The 23518-nt window shown below is 31.9% G+C and carries 17 protein-coding genes and 2 pseudogenes; 10 read left to right on the top strand and 9 right to left on the bottom strand.

The features are described 5' to 3' along the window. Positions 1-316: 316 nt before the first annotated feature. On the top strand, positions 317-571 hold the full coding sequence (locus tag AOB58_RS04835) for a GlsB/YeaQ/YmgE family stress response membrane protein (RefSeq protein WP_021339514.1): 255 nt from the start codon (positions 317-319) through the stop codon (positions 569-571). 350 nt (positions 572-921) lie between these two features. On the opposite strand, the gene AOB58_RS04830 is transcribed toward AOB58_RS04835, so the two are convergent. Beyond that, entirely contained in the window at positions 922-1134 is a 213-nt protein-coding gene (locus tag AOB58_RS04830; RefSeq protein ID WP_046465163.1) for a TM2 domain-containing protein, read from the bottom strand. Positions 1135-1308: 174 nt separating this feature from the next. Here AOB58_RS04830 and AOB58_RS04825 point away from each other — a divergent pair, with 174 nt between their 5' ends. Continuing rightward, positions 1309-1866 carry a GNAT family N-acetyltransferase gene (locus AOB58_RS04825; RefSeq protein WP_064783036.1) on the top strand — a complete coding sequence of 186 codons (558 nt, stop codon included), beginning with the start codon at positions 1309-1311 and terminating at the stop codon, positions 1864-1866. Positions 1867-1977: 111 nt separating this feature from the next. Here the strand turns inward: AOB58_RS04825 and AOB58_RS04820 are convergent, their stop codons facing one another. Further along, on the bottom strand, positions 1978-2916 hold the full coding sequence (locus AOB58_RS04820; protein ID WP_021339517.1) for a 1,4-dihydroxy-2-naphthoate polyprenyltransferase: 939 nt from the start codon (positions 2914-2916) through the stop codon (positions 1978-1980). Positions 2917-3105: 189 nt separating this feature from the next. Here AOB58_RS04820 and AOB58_RS04815 point away from each other — a divergent pair, with 189 nt between their 5' ends. From AOB58_RS04815 to AOB58_RS04795, 5 genes and pseudogenes are all read left to right on the top strand, one after another. Beyond that, positions 3106-4458 carry an isochorismate synthase gene (locus AOB58_RS04815; RefSeq protein WP_064783035.1) on the top strand — a complete coding sequence of 451 codons (1353 nt, stop codon included), beginning with the start codon at positions 3106-3108 and terminating at the stop codon, positions 4456-4458. Beyond that, positions 4451-6133, top strand: a complete 1683-nt coding sequence (gene menD / locus AOB58_RS04810) for a 2-succinyl-5-enolpyruvyl-6-hydroxy-3-cyclohexene-1-carboxylic-acid synthase (protein WP_021339518.1) — start codon at positions 4451-4453, stop codon at positions 6131-6133. Before AOB58_RS04815 ends, menD begins: the two co-directional genes overlap by 8 nt. Further along, complete coding sequence (gene menH / locus AOB58_RS04805) at positions 6120-6926, top strand: 2-succinyl-6-hydroxy-2,4-cyclohexadiene-1-carboxylate synthase (RefSeq protein WP_002508055.1); 807 nt, start codon at positions 6120-6122, stop codon at positions 6924-6926. Before menD ends, menH begins: the two co-directional genes overlap by 14 nt. Beyond that, positions 6919-7737, top strand: a complete 819-nt coding sequence (gene menB / locus AOB58_RS04800; RefSeq protein ID WP_002508054.1) for a 1,4-dihydroxy-2-naphthoyl-CoA synthase — start codon at positions 6919-6921, stop codon at positions 7735-7737. The genes menH and menB overlap by 8 nt, the downstream gene beginning before the upstream one ends. A gap of 373 nt (positions 7738-8110) precedes the next feature. Next, positions 8111-8562, top strand: a pseudogene (locus AOB58_RS04795) (MarR family winged helix-turn-helix transcriptional regulator). Between the two features lie 71 nt (positions 8563-8633). On the opposite strand, the gene AOB58_RS04790 reads toward AOB58_RS04795, so the two are convergent. Together AOB58_RS04790 and AOB58_RS04785 are read right to left on the bottom strand one after the other, a co-directional pair. Then, complete coding sequence (locus tag AOB58_RS04790) at positions 8634-9797, bottom strand: aminotransferase class I/II-fold pyridoxal phosphate-dependent enzyme (RefSeq protein WP_021339520.1); 1164 nt, start codon at positions 9795-9797, stop codon at positions 8634-8636. A 123-nt stretch (positions 9798-9920) separates the two neighbouring features. Beyond that, positions 9921-10925 (bottom strand): acyltransferase family protein, encoded by a 1005-nt coding sequence (locus AOB58_RS04785; RefSeq protein WP_021339521.1) that lies wholly within the window; start codon positions 10923-10925, stop codon positions 9921-9923. Between the two features lie 204 nt (positions 10926-11129). On the opposite strand from AOB58_RS04785, the gene AOB58_RS04780 reads away from it, so the two are divergent. Continuing rightward, the gene (locus AOB58_RS04780) at positions 11130-11552 is read left to right on the top strand and encodes a MarR family transcriptional regulator (protein ID WP_021339522.1); all 423 of its coding nucleotides are present in this window, start codon (positions 11130-11132) and stop codon (positions 11550-11552) included. A gap of 144 nt (positions 11553-11696) precedes the next feature. On the opposite strand, the gene AOB58_RS04775 is transcribed toward AOB58_RS04780, so the two are convergent. The 4 genes from AOB58_RS04775 to AOB58_RS04760 all read right to left on the bottom strand — a co-directional run bounded on the left by AOB58_RS04775 (position 11697) and on the right by AOB58_RS04760 (position 18996). Next, positions 11697-16445, bottom strand: coding sequence for a GW dipeptide domain-containing protein (locus AOB58_RS04775; RefSeq protein WP_064783034.1), 4749 nt, complete (start codon positions 16443-16445; stop codon positions 11697-11699). Between the two features lie 233 nt (positions 16446-16678). Next, positions 16679-17101 carry a GNAT family N-acetyltransferase gene (locus AOB58_RS04770; protein WP_021338624.1) on the bottom strand — a complete coding sequence of 141 codons (423 nt, stop codon included), beginning with the start codon at positions 17099-17101 and terminating at the stop codon, positions 16679-16681. Between the two features lie 77 nt (positions 17102-17178). Further along, positions 17179-17649: a DUF2538 family protein gene (locus tag AOB58_RS04765; protein WP_002508047.1), complete on the bottom strand. Its 471-nt coding sequence runs from the start codon at positions 17647-17649 to the stop codon at positions 17179-17181. A 21-nt stretch (positions 17650-17670) separates the two neighbouring features. Further along, a complete protein-coding gene (locus tag AOB58_RS04760) occupies positions 17671-18996 on the bottom strand; it encodes an LCP family protein (RefSeq protein WP_064783033.1) in 1326 nt (441 codons plus the stop codon). Between the two features lie 476 nt (positions 18997-19472). Between AOB58_RS04760 and AOB58_RS04755 the strand changes: the two genes are divergently transcribed. Further along, positions 19473-21131 carry a phospho-sugar mutase gene (locus AOB58_RS04755; RefSeq protein WP_046465169.1) on the top strand — a complete coding sequence of 553 codons (1659 nt, stop codon included), beginning with the start codon at positions 19473-19475 and terminating at the stop codon, positions 21129-21131. Positions 21132-21150: 19 nt separating this feature from the next. Next, positions 21151-22298 (top strand): annotated as a pseudogene (locus AOB58_RS04750) (serine hydrolase domain-containing protein). A 153-nt stretch (positions 22299-22451) separates the two neighbouring features. On the opposite strand, the gene rihC reads toward AOB58_RS04750, so the two are convergent. Continuing rightward, on the bottom strand, positions 22452-23360 hold the full coding sequence (gene rihC, locus AOB58_RS04745; protein WP_021338629.1) for a ribonucleoside hydrolase RihC: 909 nt from the start codon (positions 23358-23360) through the stop codon (positions 22452-22454). Positions 23361-23518 lie beyond the last annotated feature (158 nt).

Here is a 23518-nt window from a genome sequence, read left to right as displayed (position 1 = left end):
GGGAAAAATGTACTATAAACAACAAGATTATGATAATTAGATATGAGTAAATCTTAATCGGTAATATGATGCAATAAATGTAATGAATTTTTGATTTTATTTCAAGATTTTGTATGACTATATATTTTGATATTGCATGAAAAACAAGAAATTCATTATAAAATATTATTATAGCGAATTTAAATAGAGATGGCTTGAGGAAAAACCAAGAAATTGTTTTGGTTTTTAAAATAAATATTGTTCGCAATGTTGTATATAAATAAAAAAAGTGGTAAGCTATGCATTGTGATAAATCAAGAAAATAGGAGAGAGATATATGGGCTTTATTATAATGATTATTGTAGGCGGTTTAATCGGTTGGTTAGCCGGCGCAATTTTAGGTAAAGATATTCCAGGTGGAATAATTGGTAATATTATTGCAGGTTTAATCGGTTCAGCTATTGGTAGTAAATTATTAGGTACATGGGGACCAGTCTTAGGTGGCGTTCCAATCTTACCAGCACTAATCGGGTCAATCGTATTAATCTTAATTGTTTCATTTATTATGAAAGCAATTAGAAAAAGAAAATAATTAAAAAACACTCACCATTTGGTGGGTGTTTTTTGTTAATCATAAGAATTCTATAAGGTAATTGTAAAAATAAAAGCTAATCATTTCTAAAATTAGAAACGATTAGCTTTTCAATTTTTTCGTGAATTTCAATGTATATGAAATCTATTTTTTACTTATTAAATTTCTGATTCCTTTTATAATAAAGCCTACTACTACAGATCTGAAAACACGTGATATAATATTTTTCATTATTAGTCCTCCTAAGTTACAATTCAACTTTCCATAATTTGCTATATAGTTTCTTTACCCAATTTCAGATGAAATATTGGAGAAAATAGAAAATATTTTATCTTTTAATAAAAAAGTGGTTATTTTTCAAAAGAAATAAGACCGTTTTCGTCTGCTTTGTTAAAGAAAATCGTAATGATGCCACTAATGATAGCGATAACGTATGGAATGCCTGTCCAAAAGAACACTAAATGTATAATACCTTGTAAAAGTTGATTTGAGTAAAATTTATGAATGCCACACCAACCGAGTAAAAATGCAAGTATAACGTAAATGACTTTATTTACTTTCATATGTCTAGTCCTTTCATTTTAAAGTTCTTATCTTAATTATCTCTTATATTAAGCGATTCAACAATCGAAAACAATTAATGAAAAACGATTTCTCGTAAAAACCAATTATTACTTCGAATTTTTTATTTAATTCATATATAATATAGTTAAATAAACATAATAAGGAGAATACAAATGATTAGAAAAGCTAAACCTACCGATAAGCATGAAATTGCAAAATTATGTTATATCATCTGGAGTCAATTAGACATAGATTTAGTGGAATACACCGATAAAGAAAGATTACTAAAAAGCATGGAACAAAGTATGGTGGATGTACCATATAGAGGTCATTATAGTAACACTTGGATATACGAAGTCGATGGTAACATTGCAGGTTGCTTAATTGCATATCCTGGTAACAAAGAGTTAGAGCTTGAAAAGGCTTGGTTAGATATGGAATTAGATGAAGACATTAGAGCTTATGGGACGCCGATGCCAATGAAAGAGGCTAATGATGATGAATGGTATATCGAAACAGTTGCTACATTCCCAGAATTTAGAGGGCAGGGTGTCGCTACTAAATTAATTAAACATGTATTAGAAACGTATCCAGATGAAAAATGGAGCTTAAATTGTGATTTACTCAATGATGGGGCGTTACATGTTTATAAAAAATTAGGATTCCAACCTACAAGTGAATTCGATTTATATGGTCATATGCATTACCACATGGTACATATAAAAGACTGAGTTTTTATCTCTGTTAAAAAACAAAAAATCGACCTTCATGAGTATGAAGATCGAAAAAGTAATACTTACTTTATTTGATTGCTGGGTTAAACTTGCTAATTGAGAAATATATTAAATACCACCGAGCAGAGCACTAATATAAATACCTAGTGCATACAGTAGACCGAAGAATGTATTCGTTTTTCCTGTTGCAGCCATTGCTGGCATCATAGTTGCTGGCGTGTCATTCTTTTTGAATCTACGTACAGCCTTGATAGGTAACGGGAATGACAGTAATGCAAGTAAAAAGAAAATTGAACCACCAGGTTGGAAGAATGTAATATAGATAACTAATGCATACGCGACAATGTACATTAATGCTAAGAAGCGTATTGAATTATTTTTACCTAATAAAATAGGTAATGTCTTACGACCACTTTCTTTATCTTTAACACGGTCACGAATGTTATTAGCCATATTGATTAAACCGATTGTTATAACAATCGGAAGACTGATCCAAACAACTAGACTTTGTAAATTACCTGTTTGAATGAAGAATGCAATTAAAATAATAATCATACCCATGAAAATTCCAGAGAATACTTCACCAAAAGGAGTCCAAGAAATAGGGAATGGTCCACCCGTGTATAAATAACCAATTGCCATACACACGAGTCCAATTGGTATGAGCCAGAATGAACTGTTGATGGCTATAAATAATCCTAGTAAAGCAGCAATGACATAAAATGCAATGGCTATATTCATGACTAACTTAGGACTCATGCCATTGCGAACGATTGCACCACCGATTCCTACAGAAGTGTGGTCATCTAACCCTTTTTTGAAATCATAGTATTCATTAAACATGTTTGTCGCAGCTTGAATTAATAAACAAGCGATTAACATGGCTAAAAGCAAAGTAAGACTTAGATGATCTTCACTACCAAGTAGGAATATTTTTGCAGTAGCAGTACCAACAAGTACTGGTACCACAGCAGCGGTTAAAGTATGTGGTCTCATTAAGTGCCAGTATTTTCTGACAGTAGAATATTGTTGATATTGAGATGCCATAAAATTTTATACCTCGAATTCTTTCATATTAAAATATTTTTTATCAAATTTATTTTAATGGAAGAACTTGTAAAGGTCAAATAACGTGAAAATTATATAAATGAAATAGGCTAGATACCATACACATATTGTGAAAAGTGGTACAATATTATAATGAGTGCAAACTGATAAATGAAAGAAGTGAAATAGATGACTTTGGACGTCAAGGAAAGTGAAATTGTCGAAGCGGTATACGAAAGTAATCATACTTGGGTTTCTGTAGAAGCAAAATTAAATTATGAATTAGATCCTACTGTATTATTCCATGTTACGGAAGACAGTGCAGGAGACCGTTTTTATTTTAAAAAAAATGACAACGAAACTTCATTCTTTGGCTATCATGCTATTAAAAGATTTAAAAATGACTTTGAAAGTAAACAATCTATTTTCCGAGAATGGGAAAAATATAAAAGTGATATTGATTTAATTCATCCAAATTCAGAACGACATCATTTAAAGATATGTGGTGGATTCCAATTTTCAACACATAAATCTGGAGATGAGTGGCGTGAATTTGGTATTAATCATTTTATATTACCTGAAGTATTGGTAACTATGGAAGAAGGAAACACGTATATTACCTATACTGTAAAAGCAGATCAATTTGAAATTGACTCATTTTTATCGATTATAGATAAGTTAACTCAAGAGAATGTTAGCCCAAATTTTGAAAAAGGTGAAATTAAGCGCATTGAGGATATTTATAAAGATGAGTGGCGTGATTTAGTTAAAGATACAATAGATATATTAGACGAAAATAAAAAAATTGTGCTTGCAAGAAAACGATTGATTATGTTTGATAAAAACATAAACATCCCTTATATCTTAAACCAAGCAACACAAGGTGAACATAATAGTTACTTATTTGTATTAGAATCACAAGACAGTGTATTCTTTTCACAAACACCTGAACAGTTAATGGAAATTAATGATGCAATACTATCTACCAAAGCAGTTGCAGGTACGATTAAACGTACCCACCAAGATGATGTAGATAATGAAAATATAAATGCATTTTTAAACGATGAAAAAAACTTAAATGAACATCGTTTTGTCGTAGACAGTATATTGAATGACATTGAATTGTATGTTGAAGATATTACATACAATAAAAAACCACAAATTTTAACAAATGATCATTTGTATCACTTATATACGAAAATTAAAGGACAATTGATTAGCAAATCTTATATTGGTTTATTAGATAATCTTCATCCGACGCCGGCGCTTGGAGGTTATCCTAAAGAGGAAGCAATTGAATATATTGAACAAAATGAGTTTGGAACACGTGGGCTTTATGGCGCGCCAGTTGGCTATATTGACATGTATGATAATTGTGAATTTATTGTTGCAATTAGATCTATGTTGATTAAGAAAAATCAGGCAACATTATTTGCTGGTTGTGGGATTGTAAGTGATTCTGATGCGGATAGTGAAGTAGAAGAGACTGCTGTTAAATTTAGCCCAATGATGAAAGCTTTAGGAGTCGAGAAATATGAATAACCATACAACTGCATTAACAAAACAGGTATTTACTTTTGTTTCAGAATTATATGCATACGGAATAAGAGAAATAGTGATAAGTCCAGGGTCTCGTTCAACACCAATGGCAATTGCAATTGAGGCACATCCTAAAATGAAATCTTGGATTCATCCAGATGAACGTAGTGCTGCTTTCTTTGCGATGGGGTTAATGAAAGGTAGTGAGCGACCAGTTGCTATTCTTTGTACATCTGGTAGTGCTGCCGCGAATTATACACCAGCCATTTCTGAAAGTAGCTTGAGTCATTTACCACTAGTGGTATTAACAAGTGATCGTCCACATGAACTCAGAGGTATTGGGGCACCACAAGCAATAGATCAAACAAATATGTTTGCAAATTATACACAATATCAATTTGATTTCCCTATTGCTGATAGTAATGATGACCAAGACTTTATGACGAATACAGTTAAATTCCAATTACAAAAAGCGAGTCAGTATTTATATGGCCCGCATCGAGGTCCAATTCATCTGAATTTGCCATTTAGAGAGCCGCTGACACCTGATTTAGAAAAAGTTGAATGGTTAACTTCAGATACGAAGATTATGCCACATTATCAAAAAACGACGAGTCTCAATGAAATAAATGTAATTGTTAAAAAACGCAAAGGACTTATTATCGTTGGTGATATGCAGCATCAAGATGTAGATCAAATACTCACATTTGCGACGATACATGATATGCCTATACTTGCTGACCCATTAAGTCAATTACGTCGTGAGCACCATCCTAATGTTATAACGACATATGACTTATTATTTAGAGCCGGATTAGAAGTAGATGTTGACTTTATAATTAGAGTAGGTAAACCAGTTATTTCTAAAAAAATAAATCAATGGTTAAAAGATACGAAGGCATTTCAAATATTAGTGCAGAATAACGATAGACCAGATGCATTTCCAATAACACCTCATGTTTCTTACGAGATGTCTGCAAATGATTTCTTTAGACAATTATCTGAGACAACTACAGTTGAACGTAAGCAATGGTTAGAAAAATGGCAATCATTAGAGAAACATGCCAAAGTTGAAATTAAAGATTATGTAAGAACTGCGACAGATGAAGCGGCCTACGTAGCAAATGTACTAGACAAATTAACAACAGATGATGCATTATTTGTGAGTAATAGTATGCCAATTCGAGATGTAGATAATTTGTTTATAGACTGTGAAGCAGCAGTCTTTTCAAATCGTGGCGCTAATGGTATAGATGGTGTTACTTCAACAGCATTAGGTATGGCGGTACACAAGAAAGTGACATTATTAATTGGCGATTTAGCCTTTTATCATGATATGAATGGCTTGCTCATGTCTAAATTAAATGACATCAATTTGAATATTGTGCTATTAAATAATGATGGTGGAGGAATCTTTTCCTATTTACCACAGAAAGATTCAGCCGATGCATATTTCGAAAGGTTATTTGGCACACCAACTGGATTGGATTTTGAACATACTGCGCTACTTTACGACTTTACATTTAAACGATTTGAATCTATTGAAGCATTTAAGTACACTGAGTTATCCAAATTTGGCGCACATATTTATGAAATTATGACGCATAGAGAAGATAACCTACAACAACATCTTAAACTCTATAAAAAGTTGAGTGATATTATCAATGTTACATTATAAATTTCATCGAGCGAATCAATCAACTAATCAATTATTAGTGATGCTACACGGCTTTATTAGTGATCAACAGGCATTTGATAACCATATTCACATATTGAAAGAAAGCGTAAATATCGTAACTATTGACTTGCCTGGACATGGTGCAGATGAATCTCCATTTCATCGAGAGTGGGACTTTCCTTTTATTAGCCAACAGTTAGATGAAACGCTAGAAGTGTTTAGTGCATATCAATTATTTTTACATGGCTATTCAATGGGTGGTAGAATAGCGTTGTATCATGCAATTCATGGCAACACTACATTGACAGGTCTTGTCTTGGAAAGTACGTCCCCAGGCATTGAAGATAGAACAGCACAGATAGAAAGGCAACAAGTTGATTATGCACGTGCCCGAGTATTAGAAATTGCAGGATTAGAAGTTTTTGTTAATGATTGGGAAAAACTGCCACTATTTTATACACAACATGACTTAGATAAGATCACTAAATTAAGTATTCGTAACATGAGAATGCGTCAAGACGCATCTAGATTAGCAAAAGCGTTGAGAGATTATGGTACTGGAAAAATGCCTAATTTATGGTCGGAATTGAATCAAATACAAATCCCAACATGTATTATTGTTGGAAATTTAGATGGTAAATTTTGTGAAATTGCTCAAAAGATAGTTTCAATTATACCGAAGACTGAACTTTTTGAAATAGCACAGAGTGGTCATACTGTTCATGTGGAAGAAATGGCAGAATTTGATAGAATAGTATTAGGTTTTATTCAAAAGGAGGAGCAAAATGACTAGACAGTGGGAAACAATTAAAGAATATAAAGAGATTAAGTATGAATATTACGATGGAATCGCTAAAGTAACAATTAATCGACCTGAAGTTCGTAATGCTTTTACACCAAACACGGTACAAGAAATGATGGATGCATTTACTAAAGCACGTGATGATCAACGTGTTGCTGTTATTATTTTAACAGGTGAGGGAGATAAAGCATTTTGTTCTGGTGGAGATCAGTCAGTACGTGGCCACGGTGGCTATGTAGGTGAAGATCAAGTTCCTCGTTTAAACGTATTAGATTTACAAAGACTTATTCGTGTAATTCCAAAACCAGTTATCGCAATGGTAAGAGGTTATGCAGTAGGTGGCGGTAATGTATTAAATGTTGTATGTGATTTAACAATTGCTGCTGATAATGCTATCTTTGGCCAAACTGGACCGAAAGTAGGGTCATTTGATGCAGGTTACGGTTCTGGTTATTTAGCACGTATAGTAGGGCATAAAAAAGCGCGTGAAATTTGGTATTTATGTCGCCAATATAATGCACAAGAAGCACTAGATATGGGATTAGTTAATACAGTAGTACCACTAGACGAAGTAGAAGATGAAACTGTTAGATGGTGTGAAGACATTAAGAAACATTCACCAACTGCTTTAAGATTCCTAAAAGCTGCTATGAACGCAGATACAGATGGCTTAGCTGGACTTCAACAAATGGCTGGAGATGCAACATTACTTTACTATACAACGGATGAAGCAAAAGAAGGTAGAGATGCGTTTAAAGAAAAACGTGATCCTGATTTTGACCAATTCCCTAAATTCCCGTAAGGAATTATTATATTAACCGTTATTGAGAGGTTAACATATACTGTCGACAAAGTATCAGACTTTGTCGACATTTTTTTGCGCTTTTGCGCAATTACAACTTTGACTTTACTATGTATCTTTATACGGAATTATCTAAGATATGATTTCGATCCATTATTGTGACTTTATTCAGTGATTTTGCCCATAGTAAAAGAATAAAAAAGATGAATAACTGGAATCATTACATAGATTTTATTTTTATATAAAAATAAGATAGTGTATCAATTTATAGTTAGAAATACGTTGTTTAAAAAACTCTTTTAATAGTTATAATATATTTGACTATAATTTAAAAATATATTAATATTATAATGAAAAGAAATGAGGGAGAACAATGGCATCAGACGCTAACGACCAAATACGAAAAGAAATGTGCTACTTATTTTATATTACGAGTAAAGAAGTTGTAAATCGTTTTAATCGCTACTTAAAACAGTATGATATAAGCTTTCCTAACTATATTGTATTACTTTATATTGAAAACGATAAAAATGTTTATATTAAAACGTTATGTGATGAACTCTATTTAGATTCTGGTACTATAAGCCCTATAATTAAACGTTTAGAAAAAAAGACCTAATTAATCGAATCAGAACAGAAGAAGATGAACGTAGAGTTAAAGTGAGATTAACAGAAAAAGGTTTGAAACTTAAAGAAGAATTCAGCAAAATCTCCGAAGATGTTATTCAACAATTTGATATGGAAGGTGAAGAGTCAGTTACTTATTATCAAATTTTAAAAGCGTTTGCTGAGAAAAATGTTTTTAAGAAAAATGAAGATTTATAAATATAAAGCACCCGCTAAACATTGAAGATAATTCAACATTTAGCGGGTGCTTTTGTGTCTATAATAAAAAGTTATTGTTGATAGTATTCCTTAAGAAATTCTTCAAGCCTTCTCATACCTTCTTTTAAGGCGTCAAGTTCATAAGCATAGGATATACGTACATGACCTTTACCTAAATCAGTAAAAGCTGAACCTGGTACCATTGCTACATGTGCTTTTTCAAGTACATTAATACAAAATTCAAAATCGTCATCAGTAAATTTTTTGATGCTAGGGAAGATATAAAAAGCACCTTCTGGCTTAGCATCAAGTTCAAATCCGAGAGACTCTAATTTTTGAATTAAAAAATCACGACGTTCAATATAAGCTTTATTCATATATTGTGGTGCTTCTAAGCCTTCATTTAAAGCAGCAATACAAGCAATTTGTGCTGGTACATTTGCACAAATACAATTATAAGCATGCATAAATGTTAACTTTTCAATTAAGTACTCAGGTCCAATTAAAAATCCAATACGGATACCAGTTGCAGAATGTGATTTACTTAAACCACCTACGAGTAAAAGTTGATCGCGGATAGCATCAAATTCTGCAAAAGAAGTATGTTTTCCACTAAATGTGTTTTCAGCATAAATTTCATCACTAATTATGAATATCTCTTTATCTTTCAAGGTCTCAGTGATTGCTTGAACCTCATCATACGATAATATGACGCCAGTAGGGTTAGTTGGATAGTTTAGTAATATTGCTTTTGTATTGTTCGTAATATGAGCTTCTATGGCCTCAGGAGTGATTTTATACTGAGACTGAGTTGTATCTATGAAAATTGGAACGCCACCCAGTGTTTTAATTAAAGGAATGTATCCTGCATAAATAGGGCCAGGAACAATAATTTCATCGCCTTGATTAATAATACTTCGTAATGCTGTATCTAATGCTTCACTAGCGCCATTAGTAATAATAATTTCTTCAGTACTATACTTAAAATGATAGCGTTGCTCAAAATATTCACTTACAGCGTTTCTTGTTTCAAATAATCCTTTATTATGCGAATAGGTTGTTTGATTTTCATTTATCGCATTAATATATGCAGATTTAACTACATCTGGCATAGGAAAATCTGGTTGGCCAATTGTTAAATTGATACAGTTATCAATGTTCTTAATACGACTTGAAAATTGACGTATGCTTGGTGCACTTAAATATTTAGCATTATTGTTTAAAGAAAGTTTCATTGATTATTTCACCTCGAGATTAAAAATACCGAATTGTATTTTTATATGTATGATTAATAGATATCATCAAATTATTTCTATCATAACATATTTAAAATAAATACAATTCGGTAAAAGCTTTTATTAACCTTTGAATTTAGAAGGTGACTGCAAATTAATAACTGGGTTTGTCCATTTTGATACAAAACGTGTCGATAAAATATAAACAATGAAACATGTTGCACTTAAAAGATAAATATAAGTTAAAACAGATATTTCATCTTTAAACGGATGAAGACCAAAACCACGAACCACTCCGATTACAAGACCATGTAATAAATAGATATGCATTGTTCTACGTCCTATATAAGTAAAGAATTTTTCTTTTTCAGGTATTAAATTCAAGAAAGAAAACATTGTTGCTAAAATAATAAAATAAAGGAGTAATCTTTTGAACGGACTGTAAAGATCTTGTTTCCCTTCTAATGACATATATGGCGAATCACCTAACAACCAGTCTGAATTGATTGGATGAATGGTATAGATTATATAGAAAGTCACTAAAATTATAAAAGCAATAGGGACGAACTTTTTATTTCGTAAAATTTGAGTATGTTTACTTGTAAATAAATAACCTAAATAAAATATCGGAAAGAACATAATCGTTCTTGAAAAACTCAAATAATTATCAATATTGTCAGAATAACCAGCAAATAATGAAAAAATGATTGCTATTGGTAATACAAAATAAGGTTTATAGTCTTTAACAATTACTAAAATCACATGAAAGAAGAATAATGTAAGTAAAAACCAAAGTGCGAACACTGGATCGAAAGGATCGAATTGAACGCTATCTTCTTTACCAGTTAAATAATAATATATAGAGAAAAAACCAAAGAAAATAATATAAGGTATTAATAGTTTTTTAGAGACTTTTTCTAAATAACCAGCTTCTCCTGCTTTTTTTGCAAAGTAACCAGAAATAAATAAAAATGCTGGCATATGAAAGCTGTATATTGTTAAGTACAACGACGATAGATATGTACTCGCTTCATTGTAAGGTTGTAATAAATGCCCAAAGACAACAAGAAAAATCAATATTGCTCTTGCATTGTCAAAAAAGTAATCTCTCTTTTTTAATTGTGCCATGCTTTTTCTCCTTTAAAAGTGCCGGGTGAATTTTATAATCACTGATACTAATTTATTATAAATCATATGAGAAATGCAACAAAATAGATCGATTTGTATTTTATTATTGTATATTATGTAGAATGACATTATAATATTAAGAAATATAATAGTGTCATTTGATTGGTAGTAACAAGTAAATTAACATAGTGGAGATGAAGCAACATGTACAAACAACTAGAACAATTAATTACACTGACGAGTAACGATTTGAACTTAGTAAGTAGAAGGTTTGGCCAACGTACAGATTTAACTTCAGAGCAATTAGAAATGTTAAGAATTTTATACAATTATGAAGTTTTATCTCAATATGACTTAACTATGAAAATTAATAAAGAACAATCAATTGTATCACGTTGGATAAAAAAACTTTGCCAAATGGGTTACATAACTAGTAAACAATCTAATAAAGATTTGAGATGTAAAGATTTAGTGGTAACGGATAAGACAAAGGAACTTGTACAACAAATTAATGAGGTAAGGGTAGCTTTAATTGAAGCGCGCTGCCAAAATTTAACTTCACAAGATATAGAAGACTTAAACCATTTGCTATATAAATTAAACGTTCGTCATGCTTATTTACGTTAGATTATTGGGGCTGATTAATTTATATGAAAGCACCAATAAATAAAAATTTAAGAGTACATGTATCACTCATAGAAAATATCTGTTGAGTGATCATGTACTCTTATTTTAATTGTATAAAAGAAAATATAGTATTGTAGGTGTAAATTAAGCTTTATAAGTATTTACATCAAAATATTTACCTAATTTACCCATTGAATCATAGAACCCTTTAATACGTGTGGCATTGTGCTCTGCCCATCTTACGTCAGTTGCGTATTGATGTTCACCTGGATTTTCAGGGTTCCAACGCATTTTATAAAGTGTATTTTGACCTTGGCTGATGTATGAACTTGAGATGAATTTAGCGCCACCAACGATTGCTTTTTTAACTGTATCCCAACCGTTAGATTTGGCAGTAGCGAAACCTTGTTTAACTGCATCGCTATCAACTGCTCCGATACCAAACATATTATAATATTTGTTTGGACCATCTGTTACGACTTTATCATCTACTACATCGCCACCGTTAGCAAGTTTTGAAGTACCATCGCCTGTTTCTAATAGGGCATGTGAGATTAAATAAACTTCATTTATATTGTAAGCCTTAGCTGCTTCACTGAATGCTTCGCCTTGACCTTCTAAAATGCCTTTACCAACTAAAAGTTTATCTAAATCTGCTGAAGCAATATCTTGAGATTTATCTAAACGTAAGAATTGATATTTTTGAGTAGGGTCTTGTGCTAATTTACCAGTATCCATAGCATTTTTTATTTCGATAGGTGTAGCATCTTCCCATTTACCTGGTGTGTGTTGAATTTGAGGTTTGGTTTTTAAACCTGCTTGAATTGCAACAGCTTCATCTAGCGTTAGACCAGATTGATAATATTTGATTAACTCTTTGCGTAAGTCTTCTTCTTTAATCCAAACCATTTGGCCATTAGATAGTTTGCCGTGATACCAAGTCACACCATTGACAACTTGTTTCTCGAATACTGTAAAGATACTTTCATAGAAATCATTTAATGAGCCTGCTGGTTGATTAGAAGTTGGATCTAAGTAATAACTACCATCAGCATTATAAATAACATAATCAAATTTATAAGGTGTAACTGCCGATTTAGTTACGTCAGATGTTTGAGTTTCGGTTGCAACTTTATTATTTGTATTTAAATCTTTAGCTGCAATCCATCCAGTCTTGTTATTAACATTACCGTACAAGTATTCATCTTTATCTACTTTAACTGATTTAGAAGCATTAAATTGATTGTTTTTCACATTTTTTAATGAGTCTAATTGTTGAGCTTTTGTACCCCAAGGTACTGCATAAAGTCCATTATTTGTAGATTTAATTGTGAATTGACCATTTTTAGCAGATGTTTTACTTAAATCACGTGTATTGATGTCTTTTGTATTAACCCAACCTAATGGTGTGTTTTGGTTAGAATTTTGAATTAATACGTAAGTGTTATCGCCTTGTGTACGTTGTTTTGTAACGTTAAATGTACGGCCTGATAATTTAGATACATCTTTGGCTTTTGTATCATTAACTTTAGTCTTAATACCAGAATTTGTATTATTTAATTGACCAATTTTACTTACTGATTGAGTTGGGTTTGCTGTATTTTTAGTAGCAGCTTCATTAACTGTAATATCACCGGTTTGCATCCAACCTATATTACTATTCGTTTTGTTATCTGTTATTAAGTAGAAACTATTACTTCCAAGTGTAGCTTTTTTACTTAATTTATAAGTATTGCCATTCACATATGGTTTTTGTACACCTTGTTTGTCGTAAACTGAAGTGTAGACACCATGATTTGTTTTGGCTACAGTACCTTGTTGGTTAGTAAGATTAGTTACTGATAATTGACCTGTATTTGCAGGTGGGGCAACAGTTGAACTTGGTGAAGACAACTTACTTAAACTTACCCAACCAGATAAATCATTTACAGAGCCATAAACATAGTTTGTTTTACCAATTTGTTGTTGTTTCGTTGCTTTAAATGTTTGGTTAGCGTTACCTGAAACAGTTCCAGCTTTTTGAGAGCTAGTACCCCAAGGGACTGTATATAAAATTTCGCCTGGTTTAATATTATAAGTTTTATTTATCGCAGTAACAGGTTTAGCTGTATTATAATCCACATCATTTTGGTGAACCCAACCAATTAAGTTCCCTTTATTATAATCAGTTACCAAATAGAAATTTTCGTTGCCTATTTTGGCTGATTTTGTAACTTTTAGTGTTTGATTTGTACGATCAGTTTTTTTACCTTGGTGGTCATAAACTGTTGCATATAAGCCATCATTCGTAGTATTAATACGGCCAACACCATTATTAGCTTCTACTGTTAATGAACCTGTTTTTGGTGGGGTAACAGTACTACCAGTGTTACTAGAACCACCTGTACTACCTGAGCCACCAGTATTGCTAGAACCATCTGTATTTGTAGATTCGTCTTTTCCACTAGTACTACCTGAAGATGTTGCTCCCCAAGGTGCTACTTGACCAGTTTTAAGTAAATATTTTTCATAGATTAGGTCATATAATTCATCATAACTGTAGTTATATGAAGCTAAGTAACCATGAGGGTCCGTATGATTAGAACCACCTAGGAAAGTACTAACGGCTTGGTGAGTCCAAACTGTACCTTGTCCATCGTACTCAGCACTATCTGGTGAAAGACCATAATATTGTAAGTTTGTCGCTGCATAATCAGCATAATTGTTAATTGAACGTGCAAATGAATCATAATCATGTGTATGAACTAACTCAACATGAATAAATCGATCGTTTGCAGCTGGACCAGCGCCCCAAGCAAGATAGTCAGTATTTGCAGTTTCAATAATACGATTACCGTCAATATATGCATGAACAAAAGCACTATTATAATTATTCTTCATGTAGTTAATTTCACCAGTAATAGTTGAGTTATCATTTGCAGTTTCGTGTAAAACGATACCTTCTGGTTTACCATAACGATAATTATATTGCGGTAAATAACTTGCAATATCTTGTTCATAATTTGGAGCTTGGAAGTTATTGTTACGAATATAGTTATTAAGTGATGAACTCACTTGTGGACTATATGCTGGTAGAGAACTTGTTGTGCCTGCTTCTCTTGTTATTGCAGAACGCGTTGAAAGCGTATTATTTACATTAGCTGATGCTACTCTTAATTTAGGAGTAGCTTCTGTACTTACCGTTGTCGCAGTAGTACTTGGCGTACTAGGCTTAGTTGCAACTGCTGTCGCAGTTGATGTTGCCTTACTATCTTCGCTTGTGCTTTGCTCACTTACGTCAGAAGAGTCATCTACTTTATTATCTTCAGAAGCTTTAACATCTTCATCATCTTGAACGTCTTCATTAGAAGCGTCTTCTTCAGTAGCTTTAGCATCTTCAGAATTCTGTTCGTTTACGTCAGAAGAGTCGTCTACTTTATTATCTTCAGAAGTTTTAGCATCTTCATCATCTTGAACGTCTTTATTAGAAGCGTCTTCTTCAGTAGCTTTAGCATCTTCAGAATTTTGTTCACTTACGTCAGAAGAAGTGTTGTCCTCTTTATTTTGTTCAGTAGATTGATTAGTTTCATCATCTTGAACGTCTTCATTAGAAGCGTCTTCTTCAGAAGTTTTAGCATCTTCAGAATTCTGTTCGTTTACGTCAGAAGAGTCGTCTACTTTATTATCTTCAGAAGTTTTAGCAACTTCATCATCTTGAACGTCTTTATTAGAAGCGTCTTCTTCAGTAGCTTTAGCATCTTCAGAATTTTGTTCACTTACGTCAGAAGAAGTGTTGTCCTCTTTATTTTGTTCAGTAGAATGATTAGTTTCATCATCTTGAACGTCTTCATTAGAAGCGTCTTCTTCAGTAGCTTTAGCGTCCTCAGGATTCTGTTTGTTTACGTCAGAAGAAGTGTTGTCTTGAGCTGTATTTTGTTCAGTAGATTGATTAGTTTCATCATCTTGAACGACTTTATTAGAAGCGTCTTCTTCAGTAGCTTTAGTATCTTCAGGATTCTGTTCGTTTACGTCAGAAGAAGTATTGTACTCTTTATTTTGTTCAGAATTTTGATTAGCTTGATCGTCTTGAACGTCTTTATTAGAAGCGTCTTCTTCAATAGCTTTAGTATCTTCAGAATTTTGTTCGTTTACATCAGAAGAAGTGTTGTCCTCTTTATTTTGTTCAGAATTTTGATTAGCTTGATTGTCTTGAACATCTTTATTAGAAGTGTCTTCTTCAGTAGCTTTAGTATCTTCAGAATTTTGTTCGTTTACATCAGAAGAAGTGTTGTCTTGAGCTGTATTTTGTTCAGTAGCTTGCGTATTTTCAACAGTTTGACTGTTATCAACTGCAGTAGTTGTATCATCAGTTGAATTGCCTTCGTTGTGTTGAATATTTTGATTAGAAGTATCTTCTACAGATTGTTGAGTCTCTTCGGAATCTTGCTGGTTTAGGTCAGAAGAACTATTGTTTTGAGCGGGCTCTTGTTCAATACTTTGAGCATCTTCAGAATCCTGAGTGTTTTCAGTTACTTCATTAGCTTCAGATTGCGTGTTCGCTTGGTCTTCTTGGCCTGAAGTTTGTTGATTGTATGTATCTTGACTTGGTGTTTGATCAGAGTTCAACTCATCTAATTCTGCATCGTAAGTGTTAACTTCGTTTGCTAAGGTCTGTTCAACTTGTGTAGGGTCTTGGTATGATTGTGTACCTGAAATATTAGCGGTAGGTTTACTAACTTCAGATTTGATTTGTTCACTTTGTTTAAGTGTATTCTTATCATCTAACACATTCTCGTTTGTAGATTTATTTTGTACGTCATCTGCAGCTTGTGCTTGATGAGATGTTAAAGCTGTACCTGCTAACGTTAGTGCTACCATCGACGGTACTTTATAAGTAAACTTTTTCTTAGTCATTAAACTGCCCCTTTAACTATATAATTTAATATCTATTATAATACGACTTTTGGAGGAGTGGTTTACTTTTTACTGATTTGTAATATAAAATTAATCTAATTAAGTTTTGGAAAAGTTATAACATCTGATTTAATGCGTTATAAAGCTTAATTTTGAAAATATTGAAATATTACACAAATCGAAATATTACAAAAGATAGTTGCAATATAAATACAAAAACATATTAAATTGGGTTAAATAGATTTTGTCATAGCAATATGATCAATATTTTCCTCAATAAAAATCTTTCCAAAAGGTTTATATCCAAGAGATTCATAAAAAGTTTGAGCGTGGCATTGTGCATTTAGCATTAAGGAATGATGGCCTTGATTTTTAGCGATTTCTTCTAAAAATTGCATGAGTAGTTTGCCATATCCAGATTTTCTATGAGATGAAATAATAGCAACTCTTTCTATTTTAACGGCATTGTCATAAGGACGAAATCTACCAGTGGCGAAGGGGATGTTGTTTTCATCATATCCAATGATATGCGTAGCAATAGCTTCGTATTGATCTATTTCATTTTCTAACGGTACACCTTGTTCAAGAACAAATACTTGTTTTCGTACACTATATGCATCTTCCATCATGGAAGGCGTTGTAACAATTTTAAACATAACTATTCCTCGTTTCATTTATTTTGGTTAAAAAAACGCCCTATCAAAGTTTAATATGATAGGGCGTTTTTTAATGATTATTGTGCTTCTTTTCTAATTATCGCAGTATATTGCCAAAAAATTCGCATTTGTGCAATATTCCAATTATTCATACCCATTGTAAAACCAGATGGTCTAAATAAATTAACATCTGTAACCTCTAGTGCAGCCGCAATAAGATATTGGATGGGTACGCTAATTTCTTTCATTGTTTCTGTAATACCATTTTGATTATAAACCCATGAAAACGGTAATTCTGATTCAAAAACATCAACTTTTTCGAATATTTCTGGAAGTCCAACAATATAACATGCACCATCGATGATAGGATTATTATCACTATCTTTATAGTATATGCGTAAAGCTTCATAGTTTTCACGGTGTTCATGATTGACATAGAAAAATTCATTTCTAAAAAGCGCCATATCTTTGCTGTGTATCATTTGTTGTTCTAAAACATTAAACATTCCGTTTATATGAGCAAGTTTTTCGTATGTTTTGCGTGACATATAGTGAGCTCCTCTCTACAGTTAATATTGATTAGTTGGTACTTCTTGAGTATTTTGTTGCTGATTAGGATCTATTTGTTGCTGATCGGTATTCTGTTGTTGCTGATTATTATTGTTTTGTTGTTGGTTAGGGTTACCTTGTTGCTGATTAGGATCTACTTGTTGTTGATTAGGATCAATTTGTTGTTGATTAGGATCAATTTGTTGTTGATCGTTATTCTGTTGTTGTGAATTATCATTGTTTTCAGTGCCATTTAATTCTGATGAATTGTCTTCATCATTATCATTGGAAGTATCATTTTGATTTTTTCTAAGTAGACTACTGTCTAACTCTGTTTGTGGTACGAGTGTACCATAAAAATCAGTGACACGTTGATTTAAGAAATCACTTGTATCTTCAATCTTAGGTAAATTTAAATCATCACGTAGTAAATTTGAAGTGTCTTGAATACTATTAATATCTGGATTGTAATAATAGATTCCATTTAAGTAATCATCTTCACCTTTAAGTTGTTTACTTTTGATTTCAACATCATCTTTTAAATAAGATGTTGCAAGAGCTTTTACCTCATCATAGCTTAAATTATGTTTTGAATTATTCCCAACTATTTCAATAACATCATCTAGCTTACTAAAGGAACCAGCATTTTGTGCCTTAGCAAAGAGTTTTTTAATTAACTCCATTTGTCTTTGACCACGTTTTAAATCAGAATCATGATGTCGTGTTCTAGCGACTGCTAATGCTTCGTCGCCATTTAGTTTTTGATGTCCTTTTTCAACTTTTATTTTGCCACTGTCATCAGTATTTGGTTCACTGATGTCATAAGGGACATTATATTCAATGCCACCAAGTTCATCAACAGCATCTACGAATGCATCCATATTAATACGTACATAATAATCAACCGGTACGTTTAAAGTAGCTTCTACAGAATCCATTGAAGCTGTAGGTCCACCATAAGCATGTGCATGAGTGATTTTATCGTAATAACCTACTTTTGGAATATAACTGATTGTATCACGAGGAATGCTTAGCATTCTTATTTGTTCTTTATCGGAATTAAATGTTGAAAGAATCATTGCATCGGTTCTTGATTGTTCAGTACTTTGCCCATTTTTTTCTCGTCCACTATTTCCATCAATACCTAAAAATAAGATAGAAATAGGATCTTTAGAAGGATCGACTTTAGATTCACGAATGTTTGATTTCCTAGAGGAGTCACCATCGTTAAAAGAATTCTCAAAAGCGCCTTGAGATGATTTGAGTAGAATGATAGCAAATATAACCGGAACAACGACAAGAACTAAAGATAGAAATATTAAAAAATATTTTAAAAATTTATTCATGTTTGAAGCTCCCCATGTATATGATTTTGTACATGTTACTATATTATCGTTAAATGTTATAGCTCTTTTAACTATATTAAATATTTGTAAAGAAGAAAATGTACTATAACTTATAATTTTATTACTATAGCTAGTAAATATCAACTATGAATGTGTTATTTTCAAGTTTAAAGTAAAATTAAATTAGGGTATGTGAAGTATAATGCTTATATATTGGAATTTATCAGTAGAAACTAACAAAATTGTCATTTGCTTAGAAATGATTTATAGCGATACATGAGCTATAATATATAATAGAAATATCATCTTGTGAACAATAACTGTGTTTCAAGGAAATGACAAAATAATTATAAATATAAGAAAAAAGGGCTTTGCTACGTTATAATTTAAGAACAATGCTTTCTATAAAATATTTTTAAAATTAATAATTGAAATGGATATATCTTTAGCAAAAGATATGAGGAGGAAAAGTGAGTATGAAGCAAGAATGGTTAGATAAAATAGATGAGAGTTTAGTGAAAGATTTTTATGAAATACAAACTGAAACAGAAAAAGAAGAAGGGTTCAAAGGAAGTTTAGCTTTTGGAACTGCAGGTATTAGAAGCACTTTTGGCTTAGGACCAGGAAGATTAAATGCATTTACAATTCGCAAAGTGGCTTTAGGTTTAGCTCAATTTTTAAGAAGTAAAATTGATTCACCAACTGTAGTAATACACTTTGATACGAGATTTTTATCTAAAGCATTTTCACAAGAAATGGCTAGTGTGCTAGCTAACAATAATGTTATACCTATTTTATCAGAAGATTATAAATCTACTCCAGAGTTATCATTTGCCGTTAGACATTTGAATGCAGATGCAGGTGTGATGATAACAGCTAGTCATAATCCTAAAAATTATAATGGTATAAAAATTTATGATGAAAAAGGCGGCCAATTATTACCTGATGAATCCGAACAACTTAGTAATTATATTAATACGATAGAATCTCCATTATCGATTAAAAAGGGCGATTTTGAAGTATTAAAAGAAAATAATAGAATTAAATATATTACTAGTGAAGTAACTGAAAAATATAAAAGTGAAGTTAAAGATTTAGTAGGTTCGATTGATGAAAAAGGTGCAAAAGTAGTATTAACCAGTTTACATGGTACAAGTTTACCGTTAGTTTCAAATATATTAACAGAATTGGATTACCAAAATTTTGTGATAGAAGAAGAGCAATCTACACCGGATGGTAATTTCCCAACTGTAGAAATTGCTAATCCTGAAGATGAAACTGCTTTTAATTACGGCCTAGCACTTGCAGAAAAAACAGACGCACAATTGATCATAGCTACAGACCCTGATGCAGATAGATTTGGTTTTATTGAGCGTTATGGAAAAAATGAATATAGATATTTTAATGGTAATGAAATTGGGTTACTGTTTATGAAATTGAGATTTCAAGAATTAGTTGAAGCAGGCGCACCACTTTACATTATTAAATCTATCGTCACAAGTGAGTTAGCAGAAAGATTAGCATTAGCGTTAGATGTACAAGTTAATAATGTGCTGACTGGATTTAAATATATTTCTGATTTAATTGAGCAAAAAGGTGCAGACAATGAGACGCAATTATTACTCGCATTTGAGGAAAGCCACGGCTATTTAGCGAAATCAATTTCTAGAGATAAAGATGCAATTCAAATGGTACCTTTATTAGTTAAATATAAAAATCTATTATCTAAAAATGGTTTAACATTTAAAGACACTATGGAAGATATTTATCAAAATATTGGTGCATTTAAAGATAGAACACTCGCACCGTCATTTGAAGGAGGCGAAGGTGTAGAAAAGATTTCGAATATAATGAGTCAATTTAGAAATAACGATATATTCTCAATTTGTGGTATGGATGTAAAACAAATAGAAGACTATCATACGGGTGAAAATAGAAATGTTATAGAAGGTACAACAGAAGCATTAACGTTACCGAAAACGGATTTGATTAGATTCATTTTTGATAATGGATTTATCGCGCTTAGACCATCTGGAACAGAGCCGAAAATTAAACTCTATTTCTCTCTGAATGTAGAAGATATAGATGCAATTACAGATCAATTTGAAAAAGACTATATTCAAAATATAGATTAATTTATGTAGAGGCAGCAAGATGACATCAAAAAAACTAAAACAATTTATCATTTTTTTAATCTTTATTTTAACAATAATCACTTTTACAATTGGATATAGATATTATCAAGATAATAAACAAGACACGAAATACCAAATTATTCATACGAATAATTTGAAAACAGTAATGGATAAAAACAACCCACAAATAAACGCGATTCATCAATATTTAGAAAAAGTTAATTTTAACGGCACTATAGCTGTTTTTGAACGTGGTCAACTTAAATTAAATAAAGGATATGGTTTCAAAAATTTTGAAACAGATGAAAAGAATAGGGCAGACACATTATATTTAATCGGATCTTCTCAAAAATTCACCACTGGATTAATGCTTAAGCAATTAGAAAATGAGCAAAAAATTAATATGAATGATGTGGTTCATCAATATTTGCCATGGTTCAAAACATCCAAACCTATTACATTAAATCAACTTATGCTTCATCAAAGTGGTTTATATAAATATAAAGCTTCAACTTCTTATAAAAATCTAGATAATGCAGTACAGTCAATACAACGCAAAGGTATTGAGACTAAATTTTATAATAAAAATAGATATAATGATGCTAATTATTTAGTTTTATCTCGTGTGATAGAAGAAGTAACTGGTAAATCTTTTTCAAAGAATTTCGAAAACAGATTATCAAAGCCATACGGATTGGAGCACACGGCATTTTTTAATGATGAAACTTTCAAAAAAGATATGGCGGAAGGCTATAAAAAAGATGAAAATACAGGTGAACCGGTTAAGCAGAAGCCTAATGTTTTAAACCAATATTACGGCGCTGGTAATTTATATATGACCCCTCATGATATGGGAAATTGATATTAACTTTACAAAACAATGAACTATTCAAAGATAATATAACAACGCCTTTACTACATGAAAGTTTAACGCCACGTTATCTAAAAGCGTATCGTTATGGTTTTTATTCACTTCCTAATAAAAATCGAATTAATGGTGGTTTTTTTGGACAAGTATTTACGGCATATTTTAATGACGACTATATTGTGGTGCTTGGGACAAATTATGAAAATAATGATGTGAATAATGAGGAAAAGATAAAACATATTTTTAATAAATTACTAAAACAAGACAAGCCTTATAATATAGTAGGGCAACGTTATTAATTACTTGATTATTGTAGTAACCTAAAATGAAGTAATTTAAAACACTCCTAACTGTAAAGTGTAAAGGTACAACCTTTAACTTGATGACAGTATTAGGAGTGTTTTTTCTTAAGTATAAATAATAGTTATATTATGCTACAAATCATATTCACCTTATTTACAGTATTTTAGTGCATTGACGAACATGTCCTCAAACGTATCGGGATGAATGGACATGACCACTGAACAATTAGGGAAGCGAGATTTGAAATCAGTTACTGTTGCACCTTTTGTAAATGTACCATTCGTTTCTATTTGTACATCTGCTTCCTGTACATTGAATTTCTCAGGATGAAGCAAATAAAGCACAGTATATGCATCGTATACATTAATCCCTTTTTCAAAATCATCGCCTTTGTAATGCTTGAAGAGTTGATGCAACATATCACCAGTTTCATTTAGTGTTGGTAGTTTATTTACAAATGCATGGCTTAATGTTGAACTTCTTGCTACATCAAGTCCTACCATGGTTAAAGGCAAACCAGAATTAAAAACGATTTGTGCAGCCTCAGGGTCACAATAAATATTAAATTCCGCTAAAGGGGTGACATTACCACGGTCTGCGCTGCCTCCCATTAATACAATTTCCTTAATATAATCTTTTACTTCTGGATAAGTAGAAAGTAATAAGGCAATATTCGTTAATGGACCTATAGGTATAAGAGTTATAGGAATCTCACTACTTATTAAAGCTTTTCGCATTGCTTCTACAGCATGTGTTGAAGCTAAATCTTTTTCATTTACTTTAGGAAATGGATAACCATCCATACCTGACTCACCATGAACTTGGCTTGCATCTACAATCTCAGAAACTAATGGTTGAGAAGCCCCTCTATGAACGGGTACGTCACTTGCAAAGAATTGCTTGAGTTTCAACGTATTTGCTGTAGTTTTCTCAATGCCAACATTACCATTAATTGTAGTAATCATTCGTAGGTCAAAGTTGGGATGATTCAGCGCGATACTTATAGCAGCGGCATCATCAATACCAGGATCGGCATCTATAATGATTGGTTGTTTCATAATTGTTAAGTCCTCCTAAGTCATTTTGTTATTGTATGGATCCATTTTACATTGTTTTCTTTTAAAAGTGTTGTATATAAATTAATGTATATTTAAGTTGAGCATAAAAGTAGGGAAAAAACATAAAATTTAACGGGAACTAACTTCTATAATTTAAT

It is taken from the genome of Staphylococcus sp. AntiMn-1 (assembly GCF_001663395.1).
Lineage (GTDB): Bacteria > Bacillota > Bacilli > Staphylococcales > Staphylococcaceae > Staphylococcus > Staphylococcus equorum.
This window is presented reverse-complemented; position numbering and strand designations above follow the sequence as displayed.

Coding starts and splice junctions, on each gene's coding strand:
- AOB58_RS04835 (WP_021339514.1), top strand. CDS start 317: ATGGGCTTTATTATAATGATTATTGTAGGCGGTTTAATCGGTTGGTTA.
- AOB58_RS04830 (WP_046465163.1), bottom strand. CDS start 1,134: ATGAAAGTAAATAAAGTCATTTACGTTATACTTGCATTTTTACTCGGT.
- AOB58_RS04825 (WP_064783036.1), top strand. CDS start 1,309: ATGATTAGAAAAGCTAAACCTACCGATAAGCATGAAATTGCAAAATTA.
- AOB58_RS04820 (WP_021339517.1), bottom strand. CDS start 2,916: ATGGCATCTCAATATCAACAATATTCTACTGTCAGAAAATACTGGCAC.
- AOB58_RS04815 (WP_064783035.1), top strand. CDS start 3,106: ATGACTTTGGACGTCAAGGAAAGTGAAATTGTCGAAGCGGTATACGAA.
- menD (WP_021339518.1), top strand. CDS start 4,451: ATGAATAACCATACAACTGCATTAACAAAACAGGTATTTACTTTTGTT.
- menH (WP_002508055.1), top strand. CDS start 6,120: ATGTTACATTATAAATTTCATCGAGCGAATCAATCAACTAATCAATTA.
- menB (WP_002508054.1), top strand. CDS start 6,919: ATGACTAGACAGTGGGAAACAATTAAAGAATATAAAGAGATTAAGTAT.
- AOB58_RS04790 (WP_021339520.1), bottom strand. CDS start 9,797: ATGAAACTTTCTTTAAACAATAATGCTAAATATTTAAGTGCACCAAGC.
- AOB58_RS04785 (WP_021339521.1), bottom strand. CDS start 10,925: ATGGCACAATTAAAAAAGAGAGATTACTTTTTTGACAATGCAAGAGCA.
- AOB58_RS04780 (WP_021339522.1), top strand. CDS start 11,130: ATGTACAAACAACTAGAACAATTAATTACACTGACGAGTAACGATTTG.
- AOB58_RS04775 (WP_064783034.1), bottom strand. CDS start 16,445: ATGACTAAGAAAAAGTTTACTTATAAAGTACCGTCGATGGTAGCACTA.
- AOB58_RS04770 (WP_021338624.1), bottom strand. CDS start 17,101: ATGTTTAAAATTGTTACAACGCCTTCCATGATGGAAGATGCATATAGT.
- AOB58_RS04765 (WP_002508047.1), bottom strand. CDS start 17,649: ATGTCACGCAAAACATACGAAAAACTTGCTCATATAAACGGAATGTTT.
- AOB58_RS04760 (WP_064783033.1), bottom strand. CDS start 18,996: ATGAATAAATTTTTAAAATATTTTTTAATATTTCTATCTTTAGTTCTT.
- AOB58_RS04755 (WP_046465169.1), top strand. CDS start 19,473: ATGAAGCAAGAATGGTTAGATAAAATAGATGAGAGTTTAGTGAAAGAT.
- rihC (WP_021338629.1), bottom strand. CDS start 23,360: ATGAAACAACCAATCATTATAGATGCCGATCCTGGTATTGATGATGCC.